Origin of the sequence: Desulfococcus multivorans (genome assembly GCF_001854245.1) — a bacterium.
In the GTDB taxonomy this organism is placed as follows: Bacteria; Desulfobacterota; Desulfobacteria; order Desulfobacterales; family Desulfococcaceae; genus Desulfococcus; species Desulfococcus multivorans.
This window is the reverse complement of record NZ_CP015381.1, coordinates 2149215-2168791: the sequence shown is the minus strand read 5'-3', so window position 1 is coordinate 2168791 and position 19577 is coordinate 2149215. Positions and strand designations below refer to the sequence as shown.

The following is a 19577-nucleotide window of genomic DNA, read 5'->3' as shown; positions in this document are numbered from 1 at the left end:
TCCGCCTCAGGTGAAGGAGTATCGATGAAGCTGCTCATCGCTGATGACGACCCGACCATTCGCGCCTACCTCAAGCATATCGCGGCCAAGTGGGGGTATGACATCATCGAGGCGGTGAACGGGGTCCAGGCCTGGTCGGCGCTGACCTCGGAGGATCCGCCCCGGCTGGCCATACTCGACTGGGTCATGCCGGAGCCGGACGGCGTCGAGATCTGCCGACGCATGCAGTATCATGCCGACGAGCGATTCATCTACCTGATCCTCCTGACCAGCAAAACGGAAAAACAGAGCATCGTCCACGCCCTGGACAGCGGGGCCCACGATTACCTGACCAAACCCTTTTACGTCAACGAACTCCGCAGCCGCGTCGCCGTCGGAAAGCGTTTCGTCGAGGCGCAGGACAAGCTGAGGGAATCCAACGAGATCAAGAACAAATTCCTGAGGATCGCGGCCCACGATCTCAGAAACCCCCTTGCGGTCATCATCAACATCGCCCAGGTGCTGCGCTCCGGACTTCTCCGGGAGTCTCCCGAGAAGGGCGACGATCTGCTCATGAGAATCGATCAGTCCGCCCGGCACATGCTCTCTCTGGTCAATGATCTTCTGGACGTGTCGATCATCGAGAGCGGCCATCTCAAACTCTCCACGGCGGCGACCTCCCTCAACACCCTGTTGACGCAGAGGATTCAGTTTGCCGAGCACCTGGCGGCCAAGAAGCAGATTACCATCCAGACCGAAATCGAGGAGATTCCGCCCTTCTCCTTCGACCCCAACCGCATCAGCCAGGTCATCGACAACCTCATCAGCAATGCCGTCAAGTATTCCCCCAAAGGCAGTCTCGTGCAGGTGTTCCTGAAGCGAAAAGACGGGAAGGCCTGGGTCTTTGTCAGGGACCAGGGCCCCGGCATCTCCAGCGAGGACCAGAAACGGCTCTTCGGGGAGTTCCAGCGGCTCGGGAGCCCGCCCACCGACGGAGAGGCCAGTACGGGATTGGGACTCGCCATCGCCAAAAAAATCGTCGAGGCGCACAACGGAAGGATCGGCGTTCAGAGCCGGATCGGATCCGGTGCCATTTTCAGTTTTGCACTTCCCATCCTCTGATCGAGAGGGTATGGTAGGATTCAGTCGTCGGTTTGACATTCAGTGCCGTGTCGGCGACTCCAGACCGCGTAGGCCCTCCCCTGCCGGCACCGGCCTCGAACACCGGAAGTTGAATGACAATGCATCCGAACCCAAAGAAAGCGAGCCAGACGTGATCACCAAAACCATAGGACCTCTGATCTGCATCGGCGTGCTGCTGCTCGCCGCCGGATGCGGCATCCGCTCCCCCCACGGGAGAATGCGCGCGCCCGAAGCCCCCGCCGTCACCCCCGGACATTTCCGGGTCTACGACGGCGTCGGCGCCCCCGCGACCCTCGAGGATATCGTTTCGGCGGCCGCCGCGGCGGACGTCGTTTTCATCGGAGAGGAACACGACGATCCGGCGGCCCATTTTCTGGAATCGAACCTTCTCGAGCGGCTCTTCGAGGCCTGCCGATCCGGCGGCCCTTCCGGGCGGGAAAGACCCGTTCTTCTTTCCCTGGAAATGTTCGAGGCGGACGTTCAAACGGTCGTGGATGAATATCTCGCGGACCTGATCACCGAACGTCACTTTTTGAAGGCCGCGAGACCGTGGCCGGGATATCCGACCGATTACCGCCCCCTGATCGAATTCGCCAGAAGCAACGGCATCCCCGTCGTCGCGGCCAACGCGCCGAGCCGGTACGTCAACCGCGTCGCCCGATTGGGCCGTTCGGCTCTCGATCCCCTCTTTCCGGCGTCCAGGGCCTGGCTCCCGCCGCTGCCCTACGGCGAAGCCTCGGCGGCCTATCGCGAAAAATTCAGGAATTTCTGGGAAGAAACCCAGGTGGGAAACGTTCCCCATGGACCCGCAATCCCGGCGCCGCCCATGGACGCCCCTTCCGAGGCCGCGGCATCAGCGGAAATCGAAGAGCGCTTCGAGCGCCTCCTGGCGGCCCAATCCCTGTGGGATGCCGGCATGGCCTTTCACCTCTCGGAGGCTTTAGCGCGTCACCCCGGCGCCCTGGCGCTCCACGTCAACGGCAAATTCCACAGCCAATCCGGGCTGGGCATTCCGGAACACCTCCGGGAGTACCGTAAGGATGTCTCGATCGTGACGGTGACGGTGCTTTCCCTGTCCTCGTTTCCGGCCTTCGACCCTGCCGCGGCCGGCGGCGACACCTTCATCATCGTAACGGATCCTTCCCTCAAACCCGGCCGGCGAGGGTGAAACACCGCGGCGTCCCCTCCGACCGCCTTCAAAAGGAGCCCATATGAAGCCGACCGAGGCTCGGCAAAACGTGTTTCAGAAATATGAAAAGCTGGGGCGGAAGTTGAAAAAGCTCGTCTACGACCAGGACGAGGCCATCGACGAGGTTATCGACGCCTTCATCCACATGGCCTGCAAACCCGTCCAGTCTCCACCCAGGGCCATCTTCACCTTCATCGGACCGCCTTACGTGGGCAAGGCCTATCTGGCCCGATCCCTGGCCGCCCTCATGGATGACTACACCGCCTTTCGGCAGTTCGACATGGGACAGTACACCACCCCCGAGGACGAGACCCGGCTTCTGGGGCAGGTGGGCTACGACGGCGGTCAGGACGGCGAGTTGATGGTCTTTCTGAGGAGCCGGCCCCGGTCGATCCTCCTGTTCAATGAGATCGAAAAGGCGGACACGCGGCTCCAGAACGCCCTTCTTGAGATCCTCACCGGCGATCCCCAGGAAACCGGCCTCGACTGCAGCGAGGTGCTGGTGATTTTCACCTCCACCCTCGGCAGCGCCATGTACCAGAGTCGCGCCTTCATGACGGCGGTCCGGGAGAACCGCCTCCAGGCCCAGGCCCTGATCATGGATGCCGTCTCCAAGGAAAAAAAGATGGGGCTCGAGACGGTTCAGCCCGTCATCTCCACCAAGCTGCTTTCGGTGATGTCCCAGGCATACCTGGTGATTTTCCGGCGGCTCTCCCTGGACGCCGTGGTGAAAATCGGCAAAACCACACTGAAGACCCTGTCCCGTCATTTTTCCAGAACCACGGGCATCGAGCTGGTGTTCGAGGGTTTTGTCCCGATGGTCAAGCTGCTGGTGCTCTCCTTCGCACCCTACATCAACACGCGCCGCATTCAGAAACGGCTGCCGGATCTGCTTCTCGGGCAGATCACCCAATACGTCCGGGAGGGACATCCCATACCGGGGAAGGCCGTTTTCAGGATCTCGAAAGCGGCCGGCACCTTTCTGAAGCGCCACTACCGGTTGAGCATCACCCATTCCCAGCAGCTCTTCATCAGGAACGAGACCATCGAGCTCGGCTGGGATGTCGAGACCGGCGACGACGCCGTGACCTTTACCCTGGCCCGGGTCGCCCGGAAACAGCTGCCGCCCGCGAAGCCGCTTTTCCAGGACGATCTTCCCGAAATCAAATTCTCCGCCACGGGGTTCGACGACGTCGCCGGCCACGGACCCGTCAAGAAGCATCTGAGGGAGATCATCTCGATCCTGAAAAAGACGGACAAGGTCAAGGCGTTCGGGATCGGGATGCCCAAGGGCATGCTCATTCACGGTCCCGCGGGCGTCGGCAAGACCCTCCTGGGCAAGGCATTCGCCAGGGAGGCCAACCTGCCCCTGGTCTATGTCTCGGGAAGCGACCTTTTCGATCCCAATTTTATCCGGCAGGTCTACCAGAAGGCCCGGGTGTTCGCCCCCAGCATCGTCTTTCTGGACGAAATCGACATCAAGGGCGTCGTGGAGGGGACGCTCACCCCCATATCGGTGGAACAGATCCTGATGGAGCTGGAAGCCGTCTCCTCGGATCCCGCCGAGTTCGTCTTCACCATCGTCACGGCCCAGAACCGGGAGGACGTCAACCCCGATCTGGTCTCCCCCGGCCGGATCGACATTTCCGTCGAGGTTCCGGAGCTCGATCGTGAGGCCCGGCGGTTCTTCATCGAGAAAATCCTCGAAAAACCCAACGACGGCAACATCGACGTCGACAAGGTCATCCGTTATATCTCGGGGATGAGCGGATACGAGCTCGAACGCATCGGTCAGGAGGCGGCCTTTTACGCCATCCGCAACGATCTGGACTGCATCACCGAAGAGATCCTCATCGATCAGATCAACACCATCAAGTACGGGAGCAAGCTCGACCGGAAACACATTCGGAACATCGAGGAAGACCTCAGGAAAACCGCCATCCACGAGGCGGCCCATGCGGTGATTTCCCAGACCCTCCTGCCCCACGTCAAGATCGAGCAGGTCACCATCACGCCCCGATCCAACACCCTGGGGTTTGTCGCCTACACCGGCGAGGATTTCGACGACAATTTCACCAAAGAGGAGATCTTCAACAATATCTGTGTGATGCTCTCGGGAAGGATCGCCCAGATCCGGAAATTCGGCCCGAGCGGCATGGACAGCGGATCGGGAATCGACCTCGAGCAGGCCACGCAACTTGCCTATTCGGCCGTCGCGGGGATGGGCATGGACGAAGAGATCGGGTTTGTCCATGTGGATACCCTCCAGCACCATGTGGAAAAAACCATGTTTCAGGGGATACTGGAGAAGCGTATCCAGCACTGGATCGGCGATGCCTCGGCCAAGGCCGGGATGCTCGTGGAAAAGCACTGGGACAGGATCGAACATCTGGCGTCCGTCCTCATTCAACAGGAGATCGTCGACGGCGCTGAGCTGGATGTACTGATGAAGGGAGACTGAAGGCCGTGCCCACGGCCGTAGACGCTGTCCGCCGGCCTTGCGTCCCCGGCTGTTTTCAATTGTCCTCAAAAGGAGTATATTATGACATCAGACGAACTCAAAAACATCATCCTGGAGATCATCCGGGACATTGCGCCGGAAGCGGACCTTTCCGAACTCGATCCGGATACCCGGTTCCGGGACCAGTTCGAGTTCAGTTCGGTGGACTTTCTGAACTTCTCGATCAAGCTTCAGGAACGGCTCGGGATCCGAATCCCCGAGACGGAATGTCCCCTCCTGGCCTCCCTTTCCGGATGCCTCTCCTATCTTGGGCCCAAATACCGTCAAAAGGAGGTATGAGATGACCAAAGCCATCGTCATTCACGAAACCGGCGGACCCGAGGTCATGCGCTGGGAGGAATTCGATCCGGGCGCGCCCGGCCCCGGGGAAGCCCTGCTGCGGCACGAGGCCGTGGGGCTCAACTTCATCGATGTCTACCATCGCAGCGGCCTCTATCCGCTCCCAAGCCTCCCGGGCGTCATCGGGATGGAGGGGGCCGGGATCGTCGAAGCCGTCGGCGACGGCGTCACCGAGGCGGCGGTGGGAGACCGGGTCGCCTACGCGGGACTGCCGCCGGGGGCCTACGCGGAAAAACGCCGTATCCCGGCCCACCGGCTCATTCGCCTCCCCGACACGATTTCATCCACCCAGGCGGCGGCCATGATGCTGCAGGGCATGACCGCCCGTTATCTGCTGCGGGGGTGCTATCCCGTCAAGGCCGGAGACACCATCCTCATCCATGCCGCGGCCGGCGGCGTGGGGCTCATCGTCTGCCAATGGGCCCGGCATCTCGGCGCCACGGTCATCGGAACGGTGGGATCCGAGGAGAAAGCCGAACTGGCGAGGGCCAACGGGTGCCACCATCCCATCCTTTACAAGACCGAGGACTTTCCCGAACGCGTGAAGGCCGTCACGGAGGGCCGCGGGGTCGACGTCGTCTACGACTCCGTCGGTCAGGCCACCTTCATGAAGTCCCTGGACTGCCTCCGACCCATGGGAACGATGGTCAGCTTCGGCCAGTCTTCAGGACCGGTTCCGCCCTTGGACACCGCCGTCCTGGCGGCAAAGGGGTCGCTCTTCCTGACGCGGCCCAGCCTGATGACCTACACCGCCCGGCGGGAGGACCTGACGGCCCACGCCGGGGACCTCTTCGATGTGGTAAGCCGGGGCGCGGTCACCATCGCGGTTCGGAACACCTATCCCCTGGCCGAGGCAGCCAGGGCCCATCGGGATCTGGAGGACCGGAAAACCGTGGGATCCTCGGTGCTCATTCCCTGACCGGGCGCCCTTCCCGCCGCTGTCGGAGAGCGCGTTCAGGGATCCGGCCTCAGTCCTTTGAAAGCGGGAGGGTCACGATCATGATCCCGGGATCCTCCCGATCGGGCCTGGCCCTGAACCCGAAGGCCCGGGCGAGGGTCAGCATGGATTTGTTGTCGGCGAGGACGTCCCCGTACAGCTCACCGATCCCGCGCTTTCCGGCATAGTCGATGATCCGCCGCATGAGCAGGGGGCCGAGGCCCATGCCCGTCATGTCGCCCCTCAGCAGAATCGCGAACTCAGCCCGCTCGTTGTCCGGGTCGGCGCTGATGCGCACCGCGCCGTAAAGCTCCCTCCTGCCTTCATGGTCCGGCGGATCCGTCAGCACCAGGGCCATCTGACGATCGTAATCGATCTGGGTCAGTCGCGCCGCCAGGGAGTGGGAAAGTATCTTCATATAGTGCAGGAAGCGAAGGCGGATCTCCTCCATGGAGAGCTGGGTGAAGAGATCCTGAAAGCCCGGTTCGTCTTCCGGCCGGATGGGGCGCAGCATCAATTCCAGGCCGTCGGGCAGCCGGATAATCTCCTCCAGTTCCTTGGGATAGGGTCGAATCGCCAGCCGATCCGTCGCGGCATCTTCCACAGGCGCCACGCGCATCCGGGCGTCCAGTGCGATAACGCCGTCATGGTCCGCCAGAAGCGGGTTGATGTCGAGTTCCCTGATCTCGGGAATGTCGCAGATCAACTGGGAGACTTCCACCAGGGTCAGGGCCACGGCCTCGAGGTCAGCCGGCGGGGTTCCCCGATAGCCCTCGAGCAGCCGGTAAATACGGGTCTGGGACATGACCTCGTGAGCCAGATGCATATTCATCGGCGGCAGGGCCAGCGCCTGATCGTCGATGACCTCCACGGCCGTGCCGCCGTGGCCGAAAAGGAGCACGGGTCCGAACTGCTCGTCCTCGGTCATGCCGACGATGAGCTCGTGGGCGTGGGGCTTCTTAATGTAGGGCTGGACGGTGAAGCCCTCGATGACCGCCTTGGGAAAGGCCTCCCGGACCCGGCCCAGCATGGCCGCCGCCGCTTCGCGCACCCGCGCCCGGGACTCGAGATCCAGGGCGACGCCGCCCACATCGGATTTGTGAGTGATGTCCCGGGAGAGAATCTTCAGGACCACGGGAAGCCCCATGTCCGCGGCGACACGCTCGGCCGCTTCTGGGGTTTCGGCCGTCAGGGTTTCGGCGACGGGAATTCCGTAGGCGCCCAGCACCGTTTTGGCCTCGGCTTCCGAGAGCCACTCGCGCCCTTCCGAGAGGGCCTTCCCGACAACCGCCCTCACCGCCCCGGGATCGGGCCTGAACTGTTCCGGAACATTGGGCGGCGTCTCCATCAGCATCTCCTGGCTGTGCCGGTAACGGACCATCTGCATGAACGCCCGGACGGCATCATCCGGAGTTTGATAGGTGGGAATCCCGTTGTCGGTGAAGAGCTGACGCGATCCCGCGGCGGCGCCTTCGCCGATCCAGCTGGTGAGAAGGGTTTTGGGCCGGGACTGGGCTCGACTTTTTTCCTTGTAAACATCGATGACGGCCTGGGCCGCCTCCGAACTCGACGCCACCGCCGTGGGCACGTTGATCACCAGGACGGCGTCGGTTTCCGGATCCCCCAACAGGTTCTCCAGGGCGGCGGCATACCGATCGCCGGCGGCGTCGCCCACGATATCCACGGGATTGCCGTGGGACCAGGTGGACGGAAGGACATCCTCGAGGCGATCCAGGGTCTCCGGGCTCAGGGCGGCCAGACGCCCCTTCTTGTTGATCAGGGTGTCGGTAGCCATGACCCCCACCCCGCCGCCGTTGGTGAGAATGGCCAGCCGGTCCCCGGACACCGACTGGGTGACGGAAAGGGTGCCGACGGCATCGAAGAGGGCCTGCATGTCGCTGACCCGCAGCATGCCCGCCCGGCGGAATGCTGCGTCGTAAACCCTGTCGGATCCGGCCATGGCGCCGGTATGGGATGCGGCCGCCCGTGCCCCTTCGACATGCCGTCCGGCCTTGACCACGATGACCGGCTTCATCCGCGACGCCGCCCGTGCCGCCGACATGAACTTCCGGGCATGGGTGACGGCCTCGACGTAGAGCAGGACGGCGCGGGTGTGGCTGTCATTGGCGAGATAGTCGAGCATGTCGCCGAAATCGACGTCCGCCATGTCGCCCAGGGATACGAGTTGGGAGAAGCCGATCCGGCGATGGGTAGCCCAGTCGAGCACCGATGCGATCACTGCGCCGGATTGCGCCACGAAAGCGAGTCGTCCGGGCAGGGCGTGGATGTGCGCAAAGCCGGCGTTGAGAAAGCCGCCCGGCGCCATGACCCCCAGGCAGTTGGGGCCGATGATGCGAAGCGTGTAGGGTTTGGCCGCATCGAGCATGGCCTGCTGCAGCGCTCGTCCGTTCCGGTTCTGTACGTCGATGAATCCCGCGCTGATGACGACGGCGGCCCGAGTGCCCTTTTCCCCCAGGCGACGGATGATGCCGGGGATCGTATCCGGCGGGGTCACGATAACGCCAAGGTCCGGAACAAAAGGAATCCTCGCGACGTCCGGATAGGCGGCAACCCCGGATACGGTGGCATATTTCGGGTTCACCGGGAAAATATCCCCTTCGAATCCCGCGCCGAGCAGGTTTCGCGTAACGACGTTTCCCAATGTGCCGGGCGTATCGCTGGCGCCGATGAGCGCAATGGACTTGGGTTTGAACATCTTGTCGAGATTCCGAATCGTCATGGTCCGCTCCTTTTGGTGGGAGGCCGAAGACCGGAAAAAGGCGACGGATCAGGTCCCGGCACACCCGGGACCGTCACCCGTCGGCCGTATGTTTTCCGGCTCAGTCCTCCAATGTCGATAGATCGCCCAGGTCTTCCCCCAGCTCCCGCGCCTTGAGCAGCCGCCGCATGACCTTGCCGGCGCGGTTTTTGGGGATGCTGTCCGCAAATTCGATCTCCCCCGGCGCGATGGCCGCCCCCAGATTTTTCCGCGAAAACGCCATGAGTTCGCGACGGGTGTCGTCGTCCGCCCGGATGTGGGGCTTCAACACGACGAAGGCCTTGACCACCTCCCCTATCATGGGGTCGGGCTTGCCGATCACGCCCGCATCGGCCACAAAGGGATGGGACAGGAGCAGGCGCTCCACCTCGAAGGGCCCGACCATCTGGCCGGAGGTCTTGATGATGTCGTCCCGTCTCCCCACAAACCAGAAATAGCCGTCGGCATCCCGACAGGCCAGGTCTCCGCTCAGGTACCAGCCGTCTGAAAAACATCGCGCATAGCGTTCGGGCTCGTTGAGGTATCCCCGGAACATGGACGGCCATCCCACGGCAAGCCCCAGCTCCCCGACGGTTTCGGGCGCCTCGATGACGGCGACGGTATTGTCTTCCCGCCGTTCGAGGACGGCGGCCGTCACGCCGGGAATGGGCTTTCCCATGGATCCCGGCCGGATGGTCACGGCCGGGGTGTTGGCGATCATGATGCCGCCGGTCTCCGTCTGCCACCAGGTGTCGTGAATGTCGCGGCCGAGAACCGCCCGACCCCACAGGATCGCATCCGGGGGCAGGGGCTCGCCGACGCTCAGGATATGCCGCAGACGCCCGAGGTCGTACCGGCGGATCTCCTCCGGGGGGACGCGCATCAGACGCCGGATGGCGGTGGGCGACGTGTACCAGACCGTCACCCCCTGTGAGGCCAGGATCTCGAACCAGCGCACCGCGTCAAACGCCCCTTCGTCGATGATGCTGGTGACGCCCATGAGAAGGGGGGTGATGATGCCGTAGATGGTGCCGGTCACCCAGCCGGGATCGGCGGTGCACCAGAAAACATCCGGGTCCCTCAGGTCCAGCACATGCCTTCCGGTGATGTGGTGGACCAGGATCGCGCCGTGAACGTGAATCGCACCCTTGGGCATCCCCGTGGTTCCGCTGGTGAAATGCAGCAGGGCACTGTCCTCCGGATCCGTCGGCGGGATGGCGTAGGTGTCGGCGGCGGCCGCCATGAGATCCGGATAGGCGAGGGTGTCCGCCGTGACGGCGTCGGTGAGGATGACGTGCCTCAGGTCGGGAAGCTGCTCTGTCAGCGCCGATATCTTCTGCCGGAACAGGCGGCCGGTGGTGAGCAGCACCCGGGCCTTGCCGCGCTCGAGGCGTTGACGGATCGGCTCCGGACCGAATGCGGAAAAGAGCGGGCAGAAAACGGCGCCGTGCTTGAAAGCGCCCAGGGCCGCGATGTAGAGCTCCGGAATGCGATCGGCGCAGGCAAAGACCCCGTCCCCTTTTTCAACGCCGAGGGCCTCGAGTACGTTGGCAAACCGGTTGGTCAGGGCCGAAAGCTTCCCATAGGAGAGGTCCTGCGGATCACCGTCCTCGCCGATCCAGCGAAAGGCCGTGCGATCCCGAAGGGGACCTGCGGCATGCCGGTCCACGGCTTCATGGGCGATGTTGAGGCCGGCGCCGTTCGGCAGCCCGGCCAGGGCGGATTGTACCGCATCCCAGGAGAATCCCGGGCTTTTTGTGTCGGTGTGGTCTTTCGTCATGTTCCCCCCAAAGGCGACAGCAACGCCTCGATGTGTATGAAGCAACGCCCGTGCCGAACCGTCAGGGTCCTTCCCGGCACCGTGTCGTCCCGTCGTTTCCGGTAAAGCGCCCGGCGCCGGACCGGAAGACGAGGCTCCGCAAAACGTCGGCCCCTTTTACAGCGTGTAAAGCGTCCATCACCGCCCTGCCTCCCACACGGGCCTATGCGTCGTCCAGGCGCAGGCGGACGACCACCGCCGCCGGATCCTCCGGCCGGCGTTCCACCTGGAATCCCAGGGATCGGGCCAGTGCCAGCATCGCGGTATTGTCCGCCAGAACGTCGCCGAAGATTTCGGAAACCCCGCGACGCCGACAGTACTGCATGACCTGCCGCATCAGGAGAGAGCCCAACCCCATGCCGGTCATGTCGCTTCTGACCATGACGGCGAACTCCGCGGATACGTTGTCGGGATCCATGTTGACGTGCACCGCGCCGTAAATCGACGCCGTTGCCCCGGGTTCCGGCATGTCCGTCAGTACCAGGGCCATTTGACGGTTGTAATCGATCTGGGTGAGACGGGCCGCCAGGGTGTGGGAGATCGTTTTCATGTACCGAAAAAACCGGAGGCGGACCTCTTCCCGGGACATGCTGTCAAACAGGTCGCAGAACGCAGGTTCATCCTCCGGTCGGATGGGACGGACCAGGAGGCCCCGGCCGTCCTTCGTCCGGACCGCCGCCTCCAGTTCCCTCGGATATGGACGGATGGCCAGACGCGCTTCCGGCGGGCTTTCCGAGGGCGAGATCCGGAAAGCGGCGTCCATAACCGTCACCCCGTCGGGGTCCGCCAGAATCGGGTTGATGACCAGTTCGCGGATCTCCGCGATGTCGCAGATCAATTGAGACACCTTGACCAGAACCAGCGCAACGGCGTCGAGATCGGCGGCGGGCGTGTCGCCGTATCCCTTCAGCAGCTTGAAGATACGGGTTCTTTCCATGACCTCTCTGGCCAGGTGCAGGTTGAGCGGCGGCAGGGCCAGGGCCTGGTCGTCGATGATGTCGACGGCGTTCCCCCCGTGCCCGAAACGGATGACGGGGCCGAATCGGGCATCCTCCGTCATCCCGATCATCAATTCATGGGCATTGGAGCGGCAGTTCACCTCAACTTCCGCCCTTTCCGCATCCGCGAGCCCGCCCATTTTTGCCGTCGGAATGCGGTAGGCCTCGAGAAGGGCCGATGCTTCGGCTTTGGTAAGCCGATCACGGCCCCGGGCAAGCGCGGTCCCGATGATCTTCCGCGGGGTGTCGCCGACGGGCGAGAAGGCGTCGGGGATGCTCGGCGGGGTTTCCATGAGCATTTCCTGGTTGTGCCGGTAGCGGACCATCCGCATGAACGCCCGTATGGCGTCGTCCGGGGTTTCGTAAGTGGGGATGGCGTTTTCTGCAAAAAGCCGCCCGTGTCCCACGGCCGCCCCCCGGCCGATCCAGTTGGTCAGCAGGGTATGGCGTTTTCCATAGGGATCCAGCTTCGACCGAAAGACCTCGATAACGGCTCGTGCGACCGCAGTGCCGGAGACAATAGCATGGGGGCAGTTGAGGACCAGTACGGCATCGGTGTGTCGATCCTCCAGGAGAATTTCCAGGGCGGCGGCATATCGGTCGGGATCGGCGTCCTCTCCAAGATTGAGGGGATTTGCCGGAGGGGACGTTGCCGGAAGCATCCGCCGGAGTCGGGCGGCGGTTTTGGAGGTGAACTCGGCCAGGCGCCCATTCCCGGCGATGAGGCTGTCCGCGGCAAGGGCGCCGGCGCCGCTGCTGTTGGTGAGAATCCCCAGCCGGCTGCCGGTCACCGATTGAAGAGCGGCCAGGGTGGCGGCGGCGTCGAAAAGCGCCTGGATGCTGCTCACGCGGAGCATCCCGGCACGGCGGAAGGCGGCGTCGTAAACGGCGTCGGATTCCACATGGGAAACACCGTCCGGAACGATGGGCCCCGCCCTGCCTGCCTTGAAAACGATGACCGGTTTCATCCGGGATGCGGCCCGGGCCGCCGACATGAATTTCCGGGCATCGGCGACGGTTTCGACATAGAGCAGGACGGCACGGGTGTGATGATCGTTGGCAAGATAATCGAGCATATCCCCGACGTCGACGTCCGCCGAGTCGCCCAGGGAAACGAAATGGGAAAATCCGATCCGGTGGTGGGTCGCCCAGTCCAGAACGGAAGCGATCATATTGTCGGACTGCCCGACAAAGGCGAGCCATCCGGACAATGCGTGGATGTGGGCATAACCGGCATTGAGAAAGGCCAACGGCGACATGATCCCCAGGGAGCCGGGTCCGATGATGCGAAGGCCGTAAGGCTTTGCAGCGGCCAGCATCTCCCGGCCGAGGCGCTCCCGCGTCCACGGGTGTTTTTCGAACAGCCCCGGCATCATGACCACTGCTGCGCGGGTGCCCTTCTCCCCCAGTTCCCGAAGGATTCCGGGGACGGCTGCCGGCGGTCTCAGAATGACCGCGAGATCGGGTACTTCGGGAAGTTCGGAGATCCGCGCGTACGTCGGTATGTCCGTCGCCGGGGATGCCGGCGTTTCCGGCCCGGGATCGACCCGGAAGATTTTCCCCTCGAAACCGGACCCGAGGACATTTTGGAGCACGACGTTTCCGACGGTCCCAGGCATGGGACCGGGGCCGATCAGGACCATCGACGCCGGCTTGAACATCTTGTCAAGATATCGGATCGTCATGCTGCGTTCCCTCCCCGTCTCGGAATTTTTCCGCCATTATCCCAGAAATCCACAAAGATCTCAAGGGCTCTTCAGGCCGGCGGTCGAAAAATCGATGCGACAACCGGGAATCGGGCAGGCTAACGGCTCAGCTTCCAGAACAGAAATCCGGCCAGGGCGATGCCCGATACCCCGAGCGCGATCCAATCCGCGGCCTTGAGGCGATATTCGGCGAGAAAGGTCCGGCCCGGTCGGCCGAAGCCGCGGGCCTCCATGGCCTCCGCCAATTCCTCGGCCAGTTGAAAGGACTGGAGGAGCAGGGGGATGAAAAAGGCCGGATAATGTTTCAGCGCCCCCCACCCCGGCTCCACCGGAATCCCCCGGGACCGCTGTGCATCCAGCACATCTCCGGCTTTCCGGCCGATAACCGGCACGAACTGCAACGCCGTGCTCATGATGAAGGCGATGCCGTAGGGCAGACCGGCCTTGACCAGGGCGTTGGCCAGGTCTTCCGCCGGCGTTGTCGAAAAAAAGATGAAAAAGACCGTGGTCAGGGTCAGGAGTTTCAGGGCGGCCATCATGCCGGCGGCCGCATGCACCGACCACGCGGTCACCCCGCCGAATATGACCGCCATGGGCAGGACCAGCATCAGCCATCGGCCGTAGGCCTTCAGAAACCCCAGAATCGAAAGCGTCAGGATCAGGATCGCCCAGGCCGCGCCTACCAGCCGGACCGGCTCGAGAACGGCTGTCGCGGCTGCGAAAAAGACGGCCAGAATCAGTTTGGTTCTGGGATCAAGCACCGGCACCCATCCCTCCACAAAGGCCCGCCGCCTCCGATCCGGCGCCGTAAACCGGGGGACATGAGCCCGCCGACACCCGCCGGGGCGCCCCCTGTGCAATGATGCGGCCGCCGTCAAGATAAAGCCAGCGCGGAGCGCACGTTTCGGCGAACCCCAGATCGTGGGTGACCAGAACCACCGTCTGTCCCTGTTCCTGAAGTTCGGCAAGAAAACCGCTCAGGGCATTCTTGAAGTGCCGGTCCTGGCCGGAGGTGGGTTCATCCAGAATCAGGATGTCGGGCCGGGCCGAGAGGGCCGCCGCGAAGGCCGTCCGTTTTTTTTCGCCGCTGCTCAGGCGGTACGGGGGGCGCGTCACCAGATCGCCCAGACGAAAAAGCCGGATCAGGGTATCGATCCATTCCGGATCATAGCGGTTCAGGGTCTTCGCCGCTACGGTGATCTCGTCCCATACCGTCAGCTTGAAAAACTGGCCCGAAGGGTTCTGGAAAGCCATGCCCACATGCCGGGCCAGGCGTGAGACTTTTTCCTTGCGGATGTCTTTCCCGTTCAGCAGGACTCTCCCCGACACCGGTCGGAAAAGGCCGTTGAAGAGCTTGAGCAGCGTGGTCTTGCCCGCGCCGTTGGGGCCGACAATGGCGACGCACTCCCCTCTGTCGATGGAAAGGCTGACGTTGTCGATGATCCGGCGCCCCCCCCGCTCAAATGAAACGCCGTCCAGTTCGATGATGGGCTGCCTGTCCCCCGCGGCACCCCGGCCGGGAGCCTCCGGGCGGATTTCATAACCGGACGCCCCGAGACCGGAAGCCTGCCCGCATGTGGGGGCTTCGAGCCCGTAGACGCCGAGATCCCGGCTGAGCACCGCTTTCGCGGGTCCGTCCAGGACCTTTCGGCCGTCCGCCAGGACCACCATCCGTGCGGCGTCGTAACCCGCATACCCGAGGCGGTGCTCGCAGACCATCACCCCCGTACCCTTTTCTCCAAGCCGCACCAGCGTTTTCCGGATCCTGGCGACGTTTTCTCCGTCGAGGTTGGCAAAGGGTTCGTCCAGAACGATCATTTTCGGTTTCAGGGCGGCCACGGCCGAGATGCAGACCATCTGCTGTTCCCCTCCGGAGAGTTGATGCGGGGCCCGGGAGAGCAGATGCCCAATGCCCGTCTCCGCCGCGATGCCGTCGATACGGCGCAGCATCTCCCGGCGGGGAAGCCCCAGACTCTCCAGACCGAAGGCGATCTCCCGGCGGACCGTTCGATTGAACAGCTGGGCCTCGGGATTCTGAAACACCATCCCCACCTGGTCGAAAAGGTCGGCAACGGTGCGATCACGGGTCGACTCCCCGCCGACCCGCACCTCACCTTCCAGGCGCCCCCCGTAAAAATGGGGAATCAGGCCGTTCAAGGTCCTGGCCAGGGTCGACTTCCCTGAACCGCTGGCGCCGGCGACCAGGAGGTGCTCACCCGGCGGGATTTCCAGATCGACGTCCTTCAGGATCCAGGGCGTCTCTTTTCCATAGGCGTACCGGAGGCCCGCGACGGCGATGAAGCTTTCCCTGCGCGTCATGCCCCGAGTTCGATGATGCCGGCCCGATGAAGCAGCTTCACGGCCATGACCCCCAGCACCGACCCCGCAAGGGTGCTGCCCAGAAAGGAGGGGATCAAGGCCAGGAGCGGAATGGCCTGCCCCATGAGAAACGGCGCCACGAGCAGCGCGCTCACCACCGGTGCGATCAGGCCGGTGCCGATGATCTCGCCGGCCGCTCCCAGATAGAGGTTTCGGGTCCCGGCATAGACGATCCCCGCCAGGAAAGCGCCGATCATCCCGCCGGGAAAGGCCAGAAGCGTGCCCATCCCCGTGATGTTGCGAATGAGCCCGATGACCCCGGCGATCATGACCGCCCACCAGGGTCCGAGAATGACGGCCCCCAGAATGTTGACGAAATGCTGGGTCGGATTGATCCTGGCAATGCCGACGGGGATGGAGGTGAAAGGTGCCAGGGCGACGCCCATGGCGACAAAGATGACGGCGTAGGCGGTCTTGCGTGTGTCCGTTCTTTTGACGGCCGATCCTTTTGAAAGCATGTTGTCGATCTCCCGCGATGTTGGTGGATACCGTCGATGTCTGGGCAGGGTTTGTCGCGGCGGGAGGCGCGGTGAACTTATCGTGATCACGGCGGCGCCGGGTTCCGTCTCCGATTTCCCTACGACAGTACGAACTGTATCAGGTTCAAAGGGTATTATCTCAGTTCCGGCATCCAGGCTCGGAACACCCCTATTCGGATGTATGGACGGCAGGATATCGGATGGAATCGACTTGCGATGGCATGTCGCTTTCGGCGGTTACGACCCTTTTCCTGCCGTCTGTTGGGGGGTGTTATCAGGGTTGGTGCATAAAATCAAGTCCTGAACTTTGGACGGGGTTATGGGGTTAAGTGATTAAGTGGTTAAGTGGTTAAGTGGTTAATGCAACTTTCGACTTTCATGCGATGGCCGGATAGAGGTGCCGGGGGGATACGGTTCGCGCCCCTTCAGCGGTGAGTTTTAGTGCCGCTTAAGCGCCGCGGCGGATCAGCGGCCCGGACTGTTTGAGCGCAAGCGAGTTTCCGGGCCGCCCGGAGCAAGCTTTAGCGGCACTTGAACGAAACCGCGTGGGGCGAGGGCCGTATCCTCTCGGCACCGGCCTATGAAAGTCGAAAGTCGAAAGTTGAATGATTAAGTGATGATGAGGTTATGGGGTTATAAAGGGTTTCCCGGGTGCGGCGGATTGACAACGGGGGGGATATGAACTAAATCCTAGCATCTTTTTTCCAAACCCAGCGGGGTCAACATGACAACGGCGTTTTCAAACGGATGTCCGAACGGCGGGAGCCTGCCGTGCTGAAAATTTCGCGACTGGTCAAACGATTCGACGAACTCGATGTCCTGGACGGTTTCGATCTGGAGATCCCCCGCGGCAGTTTCGCGGTCCTGATCGGCCCGTCGGGCTGCGGCAAGACCACCCTTTTCGATCTGTTGACGGGCGTGGTGTCGCCGGACGCGGGAACCGTCTCCTGGATGGGTGACGTCATTCCCGACGCGGGGCGGGTCGCCGCCTACATGCAGCAGAAGGATCTGCTCCTGCCGTGGCGTTCGCTCATGGACAACGCATTACTGCCGACGACCATTGCAGGGGCGGATCCTGCGGCCTCCCGGGAAAAAGCCGCTGCGCTTTTCCAACGGATGGGACTCCATGGATTCGAAGCCTACCTCCCGGGTGAGATATCCGGGGGGATGCGCCAGCGGTGCGCGCTGGTCCGGACCCTCATGTTCGAACGCGAGCTGGTGCTTTTGGACGAACCCCTTTCCGCCCTGGACGCCATCACGCGGCGAAGCCTCCACGGCCTGCTGTTGATGCTTCAGCAGGCCTTTCACAGAACCCTGCTCATGATCACCCACGACATCGAGGAAGGACTCCTGCTGGCCGACGACCTCTACGTTCTGTCGCAGATGCCCATGAACGTCCTCTGCCGCTGCCGCCTCAAGGCCCCCAAACCCCGGCGGCCCGACGATCCCGAGCTGATCCGGGCCAAAACCGCCGTGATGGCGCGGCTGGACCGGGAATTGAACAATGACCCCCGGTAGGCTTGTACCCCCGGCTTTGATCGTCGTCTTTCTGGCGGTGTGGGAGGCGGCATGCCGATACCTCGCCGTTCCCGATTTTATCCTCCCGGCGCCGTCCCGGATCGGCATCGTCGCGGTGGAAAACGCCCCATTGCTGCTGTCCCATGCCGGGACGACGCTCCTGGAGATTCTTCTGGGCATAGCGCTTTCGGTGGCGGTCGCCGTACCGGTGGCGACGGCCATGTTTTCACACCCCGCCGTCGAGCGCTCCCTGACGCCGCTTCTGGTTGCCTCCCAGGCCGTACCCGTCTTTGCCGTGGCGCCCCTGCTGGTGGTCTGGTTCGGCTACGGCATCGTCAGCAAGGTCCTGATGGCCGCCGTCATCATCTTTTTCCCCATCACCGTAAGCCTCCTCGAGGGGTTCAAGGGGTGCGACCGGGAATATCGCATCCTTTTCAGGCTGATGGGCGCCGGTTTCCGGCAGACCCTTCGCCTCCTCTGGTGGCCGTGGGCCCTGCCGAATTTCTTCACCGGCCTCAAGGTGGGCGTCTCCGTGGCCACCATCGGCGCGGTGATCGGCGAATGGGTGGGGGCCCAGCATGGGCTCGGCTATCTGATGATCCAGGCCAACGCCCGACTGCGCGTGGACCTGGTCTTTGCGGCCATTCTCTATCTGTCCGTCATGGGGCTTGGACTGTGGGCCGCCGTGGACGCCATCGGCAGGCGCGCCGTGGCCTGGAAAGTCAAAAAAGCGTAGCCTGCGAGGAGCGCCGAACTTTGGCGTGTTTTTCGGTCGTTTTCACGCAACAAGAGAATTCGAAGGAGAGAGAAATGAGAAAGAAATGGATCATGCCGGCAATCGCCGCCGTTCTGATGCTCTTTTCCACGGCGTCAGCCGCGGAGAAACTCACCCTGATGCTGGACTGGTTTCCCAATGTGGATCATCTGCCGATCTATGTGGCCCGTGATCGGGGGCTTTTCGAGATGGCCGGGATCGACGTCAGGATCGTGAGCCCCTCCGAAACCGCCGACGCCTTGAAGCTGGCGGTCTCGGGACAGGTGGATCTGGCTGTTTCCTACCAGCCCCAGACCGTAATCGCAGCCGCCGAAGGTATGGATGTCATCGCCGTGGGGCGTCTCATCGAACATCCCCTTACGACGCTCCTTTTCCTCAAAGGAAAAGGCATCGAGGCCCCGCCTGACCTGTCCGGAAAACGCATCGGCTACACCGTTCCCGGGCTCATGGACGTGATGCTCCATGCCTTTGCATCCCTGAACGGGGTCCGGGATTACACGTCGGTGAACGTGGGGTTTGCCGTCCTGCAGTCCCTTGCGGCCGGCAGGGTCGATGCGGTCATGGGGCCTTTCAAGACCTACGAAACGGTGGAGATGGCCCACCGCGGCTATGATGTCGGCTATTTCGAGCTGGAAAAATACGGCATCCCCGACTATGATGAATTGATTTTCGTCTGCAGCCGGAATACATTGAACCTGAAGGAAAAAGCGGTGAAAGGATTCATCCGTGCGGTGGATGTGGCCATCGGCCAGGTCCGCAGCAACCCGGAAAGGGCGTTTCAGGAGTATCTGAAAGCGGTACCCGAGGCGAACCCCGAGACCGAAGCCGACGCCTTCCGCCTCACCCTGCCCTATTTTGCCGCAAACCAGAACCATGATCCGCTGCGATGGCAGGCGTTTGCCGATTTCGCCCTGCAGTACAAGCTGATCGGGAAGCCGGTGAACGGCGCCTCGCTGCTCCGGAATTTCGATGAATAGCCGGCCGGTATGGCGGGACAGGCAATAGGGCCTTCCCCCGCAGGGACCGGACCGGCGTGA

General features: G+C 62.9%; 14 protein-coding genes and 1 riboswitch. Of the genes, 8 read left to right on the top strand and 6 right to left on the bottom strand.

Annotated elements, in window-relative coordinates; translation table 11 throughout:
• The first annotated feature begins 24 nt into the window (after window positions 1–24).
• From dmul_RS09465 to dmul_RS09445, 5 genes are all read left to right on the top strand, one after another.
• Window positions 25–1101 carry a hybrid sensor histidine kinase/response regulator gene (locus dmul_RS09465; protein ID WP_020878093.1) on the top strand — a complete coding sequence of 359 codons (1077 nt, stop codon included), beginning with the start codon at window positions 25–27 and terminating at the stop codon, window positions 1099–1101.
• A 10-nt stretch (window positions 1102–1111) separates the two neighbouring features.
• The gene (locus dmul_RS09460; RefSeq protein WP_020878094.1) at window positions 1112–2290 is read left to right on the top strand and encodes a ChaN family lipoprotein; all 1179 of its coding nucleotides are present in this window, start codon (window positions 1112–1114) and stop codon (window positions 2288–2290) included.
• A gap of 43 nt (window positions 2291–2333) precedes the next feature.
• Complete coding sequence (locus tag dmul_RS19725) at window positions 2334–4772, top strand: AAA family ATPase (protein ID WP_020878095.1); 2439 nt, start codon at window positions 2334–2336, stop codon at window positions 4770–4772.
• 81 nt (window positions 4773–4853) lie between these two features.
• Window positions 4854–5111 (top strand): acyl carrier protein, encoded by a 258-nt coding sequence (locus dmul_RS09450; protein ID WP_020878096.1) that lies wholly within the window; start codon window positions 4854–4856, stop codon window positions 5109–5111.
• 1 nt (window position 5112) lies between these two features.
• Window positions 5113–6090, top strand: a complete 978-nt coding sequence (locus dmul_RS09445) for a quinone oxidoreductase family protein (protein WP_020878097.1) — start codon at window positions 5113–5115, stop codon at window positions 6088–6090.
• A 49-nt stretch (window positions 6091–6139) separates the two neighbouring features.
• On the opposite strand, the gene dmul_RS09440 is transcribed toward dmul_RS09445, so the two are convergent.
• From dmul_RS09440 to thiW, 6 genes are all read right to left on the bottom strand, one after another.
• On the bottom strand, window positions 6140–8848 hold the full coding sequence (locus dmul_RS09440) for a bifunctional acetate--CoA ligase family protein/GNAT family N-acetyltransferase (RefSeq protein ID WP_020878098.1): 2709 nt from the start codon (window positions 8846–8848) through the stop codon (window positions 6140–6142).
• Between the two features lie 100 nt (window positions 8849–8948).
• On the bottom strand, window positions 8949–10646 hold the full coding sequence (gene acsA, locus dmul_RS09435; RefSeq protein WP_020878099.1) for an acetate--CoA ligase: 1698 nt from the start codon (window positions 10644–10646) through the stop codon (window positions 8949–8951).
• Between the two features lie 202 nt (window positions 10647–10848).
• Window positions 10849–13368 (bottom strand): bifunctional acetate--CoA ligase family protein/GNAT family N-acetyltransferase, encoded by a 2520-nt coding sequence (locus dmul_RS09430; RefSeq protein WP_020878100.1) that lies wholly within the window; start codon window positions 13366–13368, stop codon window positions 10849–10851.
• Window positions 13369–13487: 119 nt separating this feature from the next.
• Window positions 13488–14156 carry an energy-coupling factor transporter transmembrane component T family protein gene (locus dmul_RS09425; RefSeq protein WP_020878101.1) on the bottom strand — a complete coding sequence of 223 codons (669 nt, stop codon included), beginning with the start codon at window positions 14154–14156 and terminating at the stop codon, window positions 13488–13490.
• Entirely contained in the window at window positions 14143–15708 is a 1566-nt protein-coding gene (locus dmul_RS09420) for an ABC transporter ATP-binding protein (protein WP_020878102.1), read from the bottom strand. Before dmul_RS09420 ends, dmul_RS09425 begins: the two co-directional genes overlap by 14 nt.
• On the bottom strand, window positions 15705–16226 hold the full coding sequence (thiW, locus tag dmul_RS09415) for an energy coupling factor transporter S component ThiW (RefSeq protein ID WP_020878103.1): 522 nt from the start codon (window positions 16224–16226) through the stop codon (window positions 15705–15707). The genes dmul_RS09420 and thiW overlap by 4 nt, the downstream gene beginning before the upstream one ends.
• 99 nt (window positions 16227–16325) lie before the next feature.
• Window positions 16326–16428, bottom strand: a riboswitch (TPP riboswitch).
• A gap of 590 nt (window positions 16429–17018) precedes the next feature.
• On the opposite strand from thiW, the gene dmul_RS09410 reads away from it, so the two are divergent.
• From dmul_RS09410 to dmul_RS09400, 3 genes are all read left to right on the top strand, one after another.
• A complete protein-coding gene (locus dmul_RS09410; protein ID WP_020877180.1) occupies window positions 17019–17765 on the top strand; it encodes an ABC transporter ATP-binding protein in 747 nt (248 codons plus the stop codon).
• A complete protein-coding gene (locus tag dmul_RS09405; protein ID WP_020877179.1) occupies window positions 17752–18501 on the top strand; it encodes an ABC transporter permease in 750 nt (249 codons plus the stop codon). The genes dmul_RS09410 and dmul_RS09405 overlap by 14 nt, the downstream gene beginning before the upstream one ends.
• Before the next feature lie 74 nt (window positions 18502–18575).
• Window positions 18576–19517 (top strand): ABC transporter substrate-binding protein, encoded by a 942-nt coding sequence (locus tag dmul_RS09400; RefSeq protein ID WP_020877178.1) that lies wholly within the window; start codon window positions 18576–18578, stop codon window positions 19515–19517.
• Window positions 19518–19577 lie beyond the last annotated feature (60 nt).

Bases quoted from the DNA above. Each gene is read 5' to 3' on its own strand.
- dmul_RS09460 (WP_020878094.1), top strand. From the start codon at position 1,112: ATGGTAGGATTCAGTCGTCGGTTTGACATTCAGTGCCGTGTCGGCGAC.
- dmul_RS09430 (WP_020878100.1), bottom strand. From the start codon at position 13,368: ATGACGATCCGATATCTTGACAAGATGTTCAAGCCGGCGTCGATGGTC.
- dmul_RS09445 (WP_020878097.1), top strand. From the start codon at position 5,113: ATGACCAAAGCCATCGTCATTCACGAAACCGGCGGACCCGAGGTCATG.
- dmul_RS09440 (WP_020878098.1), bottom strand. From the start codon at position 8,848: ATGACGATTCGGAATCTCGACAAGATGTTCAAACCCAAGTCCATTGCG.
- dmul_RS09450 (WP_020878096.1), top strand. From the start codon at position 4,854: ATGACATCAGACGAACTCAAAAACATCATCCTGGAGATCATCCGGGAC.
- dmul_RS09465 (WP_020878093.1), top strand. From the start codon at position 25: ATGAAGCTGCTCATCGCTGATGACGACCCGACCATTCGCGCCTACCTC.
- dmul_RS09400 (WP_020877178.1), top strand. From the start codon at position 18,576: ATGAGAAAGAAATGGATCATGCCGGCAATCGCCGCCGTTCTGATGCTC.
- acsA (WP_020878099.1), bottom strand. From the start codon at position 10,646: ATGACGAAAGACCACACCGACACAAAAAGCCCGGGATTCTCCTGGGAT.
- thiW (WP_020878103.1), bottom strand. From the start codon at position 16,226: ATGCTTTCAAAAGGATCGGCCGTCAAAAGAACGGACACACGCAAGACC.
- dmul_RS09405 (WP_020877179.1), top strand. From the start codon at position 17,752: ATGACCCCCGGTAGGCTTGTACCCCCGGCTTTGATCGTCGTCTTTCTG.
- dmul_RS19725 (WP_020878095.1), top strand. From the start codon at position 2,334: ATGAAGCCGACCGAGGCTCGGCAAAACGTGTTTCAGAAATATGAAAAG.
- dmul_RS09420 (WP_020878102.1), bottom strand. From the start codon at position 15,708: ATGACGCGCAGGGAAAGCTTCATCGCCGTCGCGGGCCTCCGGTACGCC.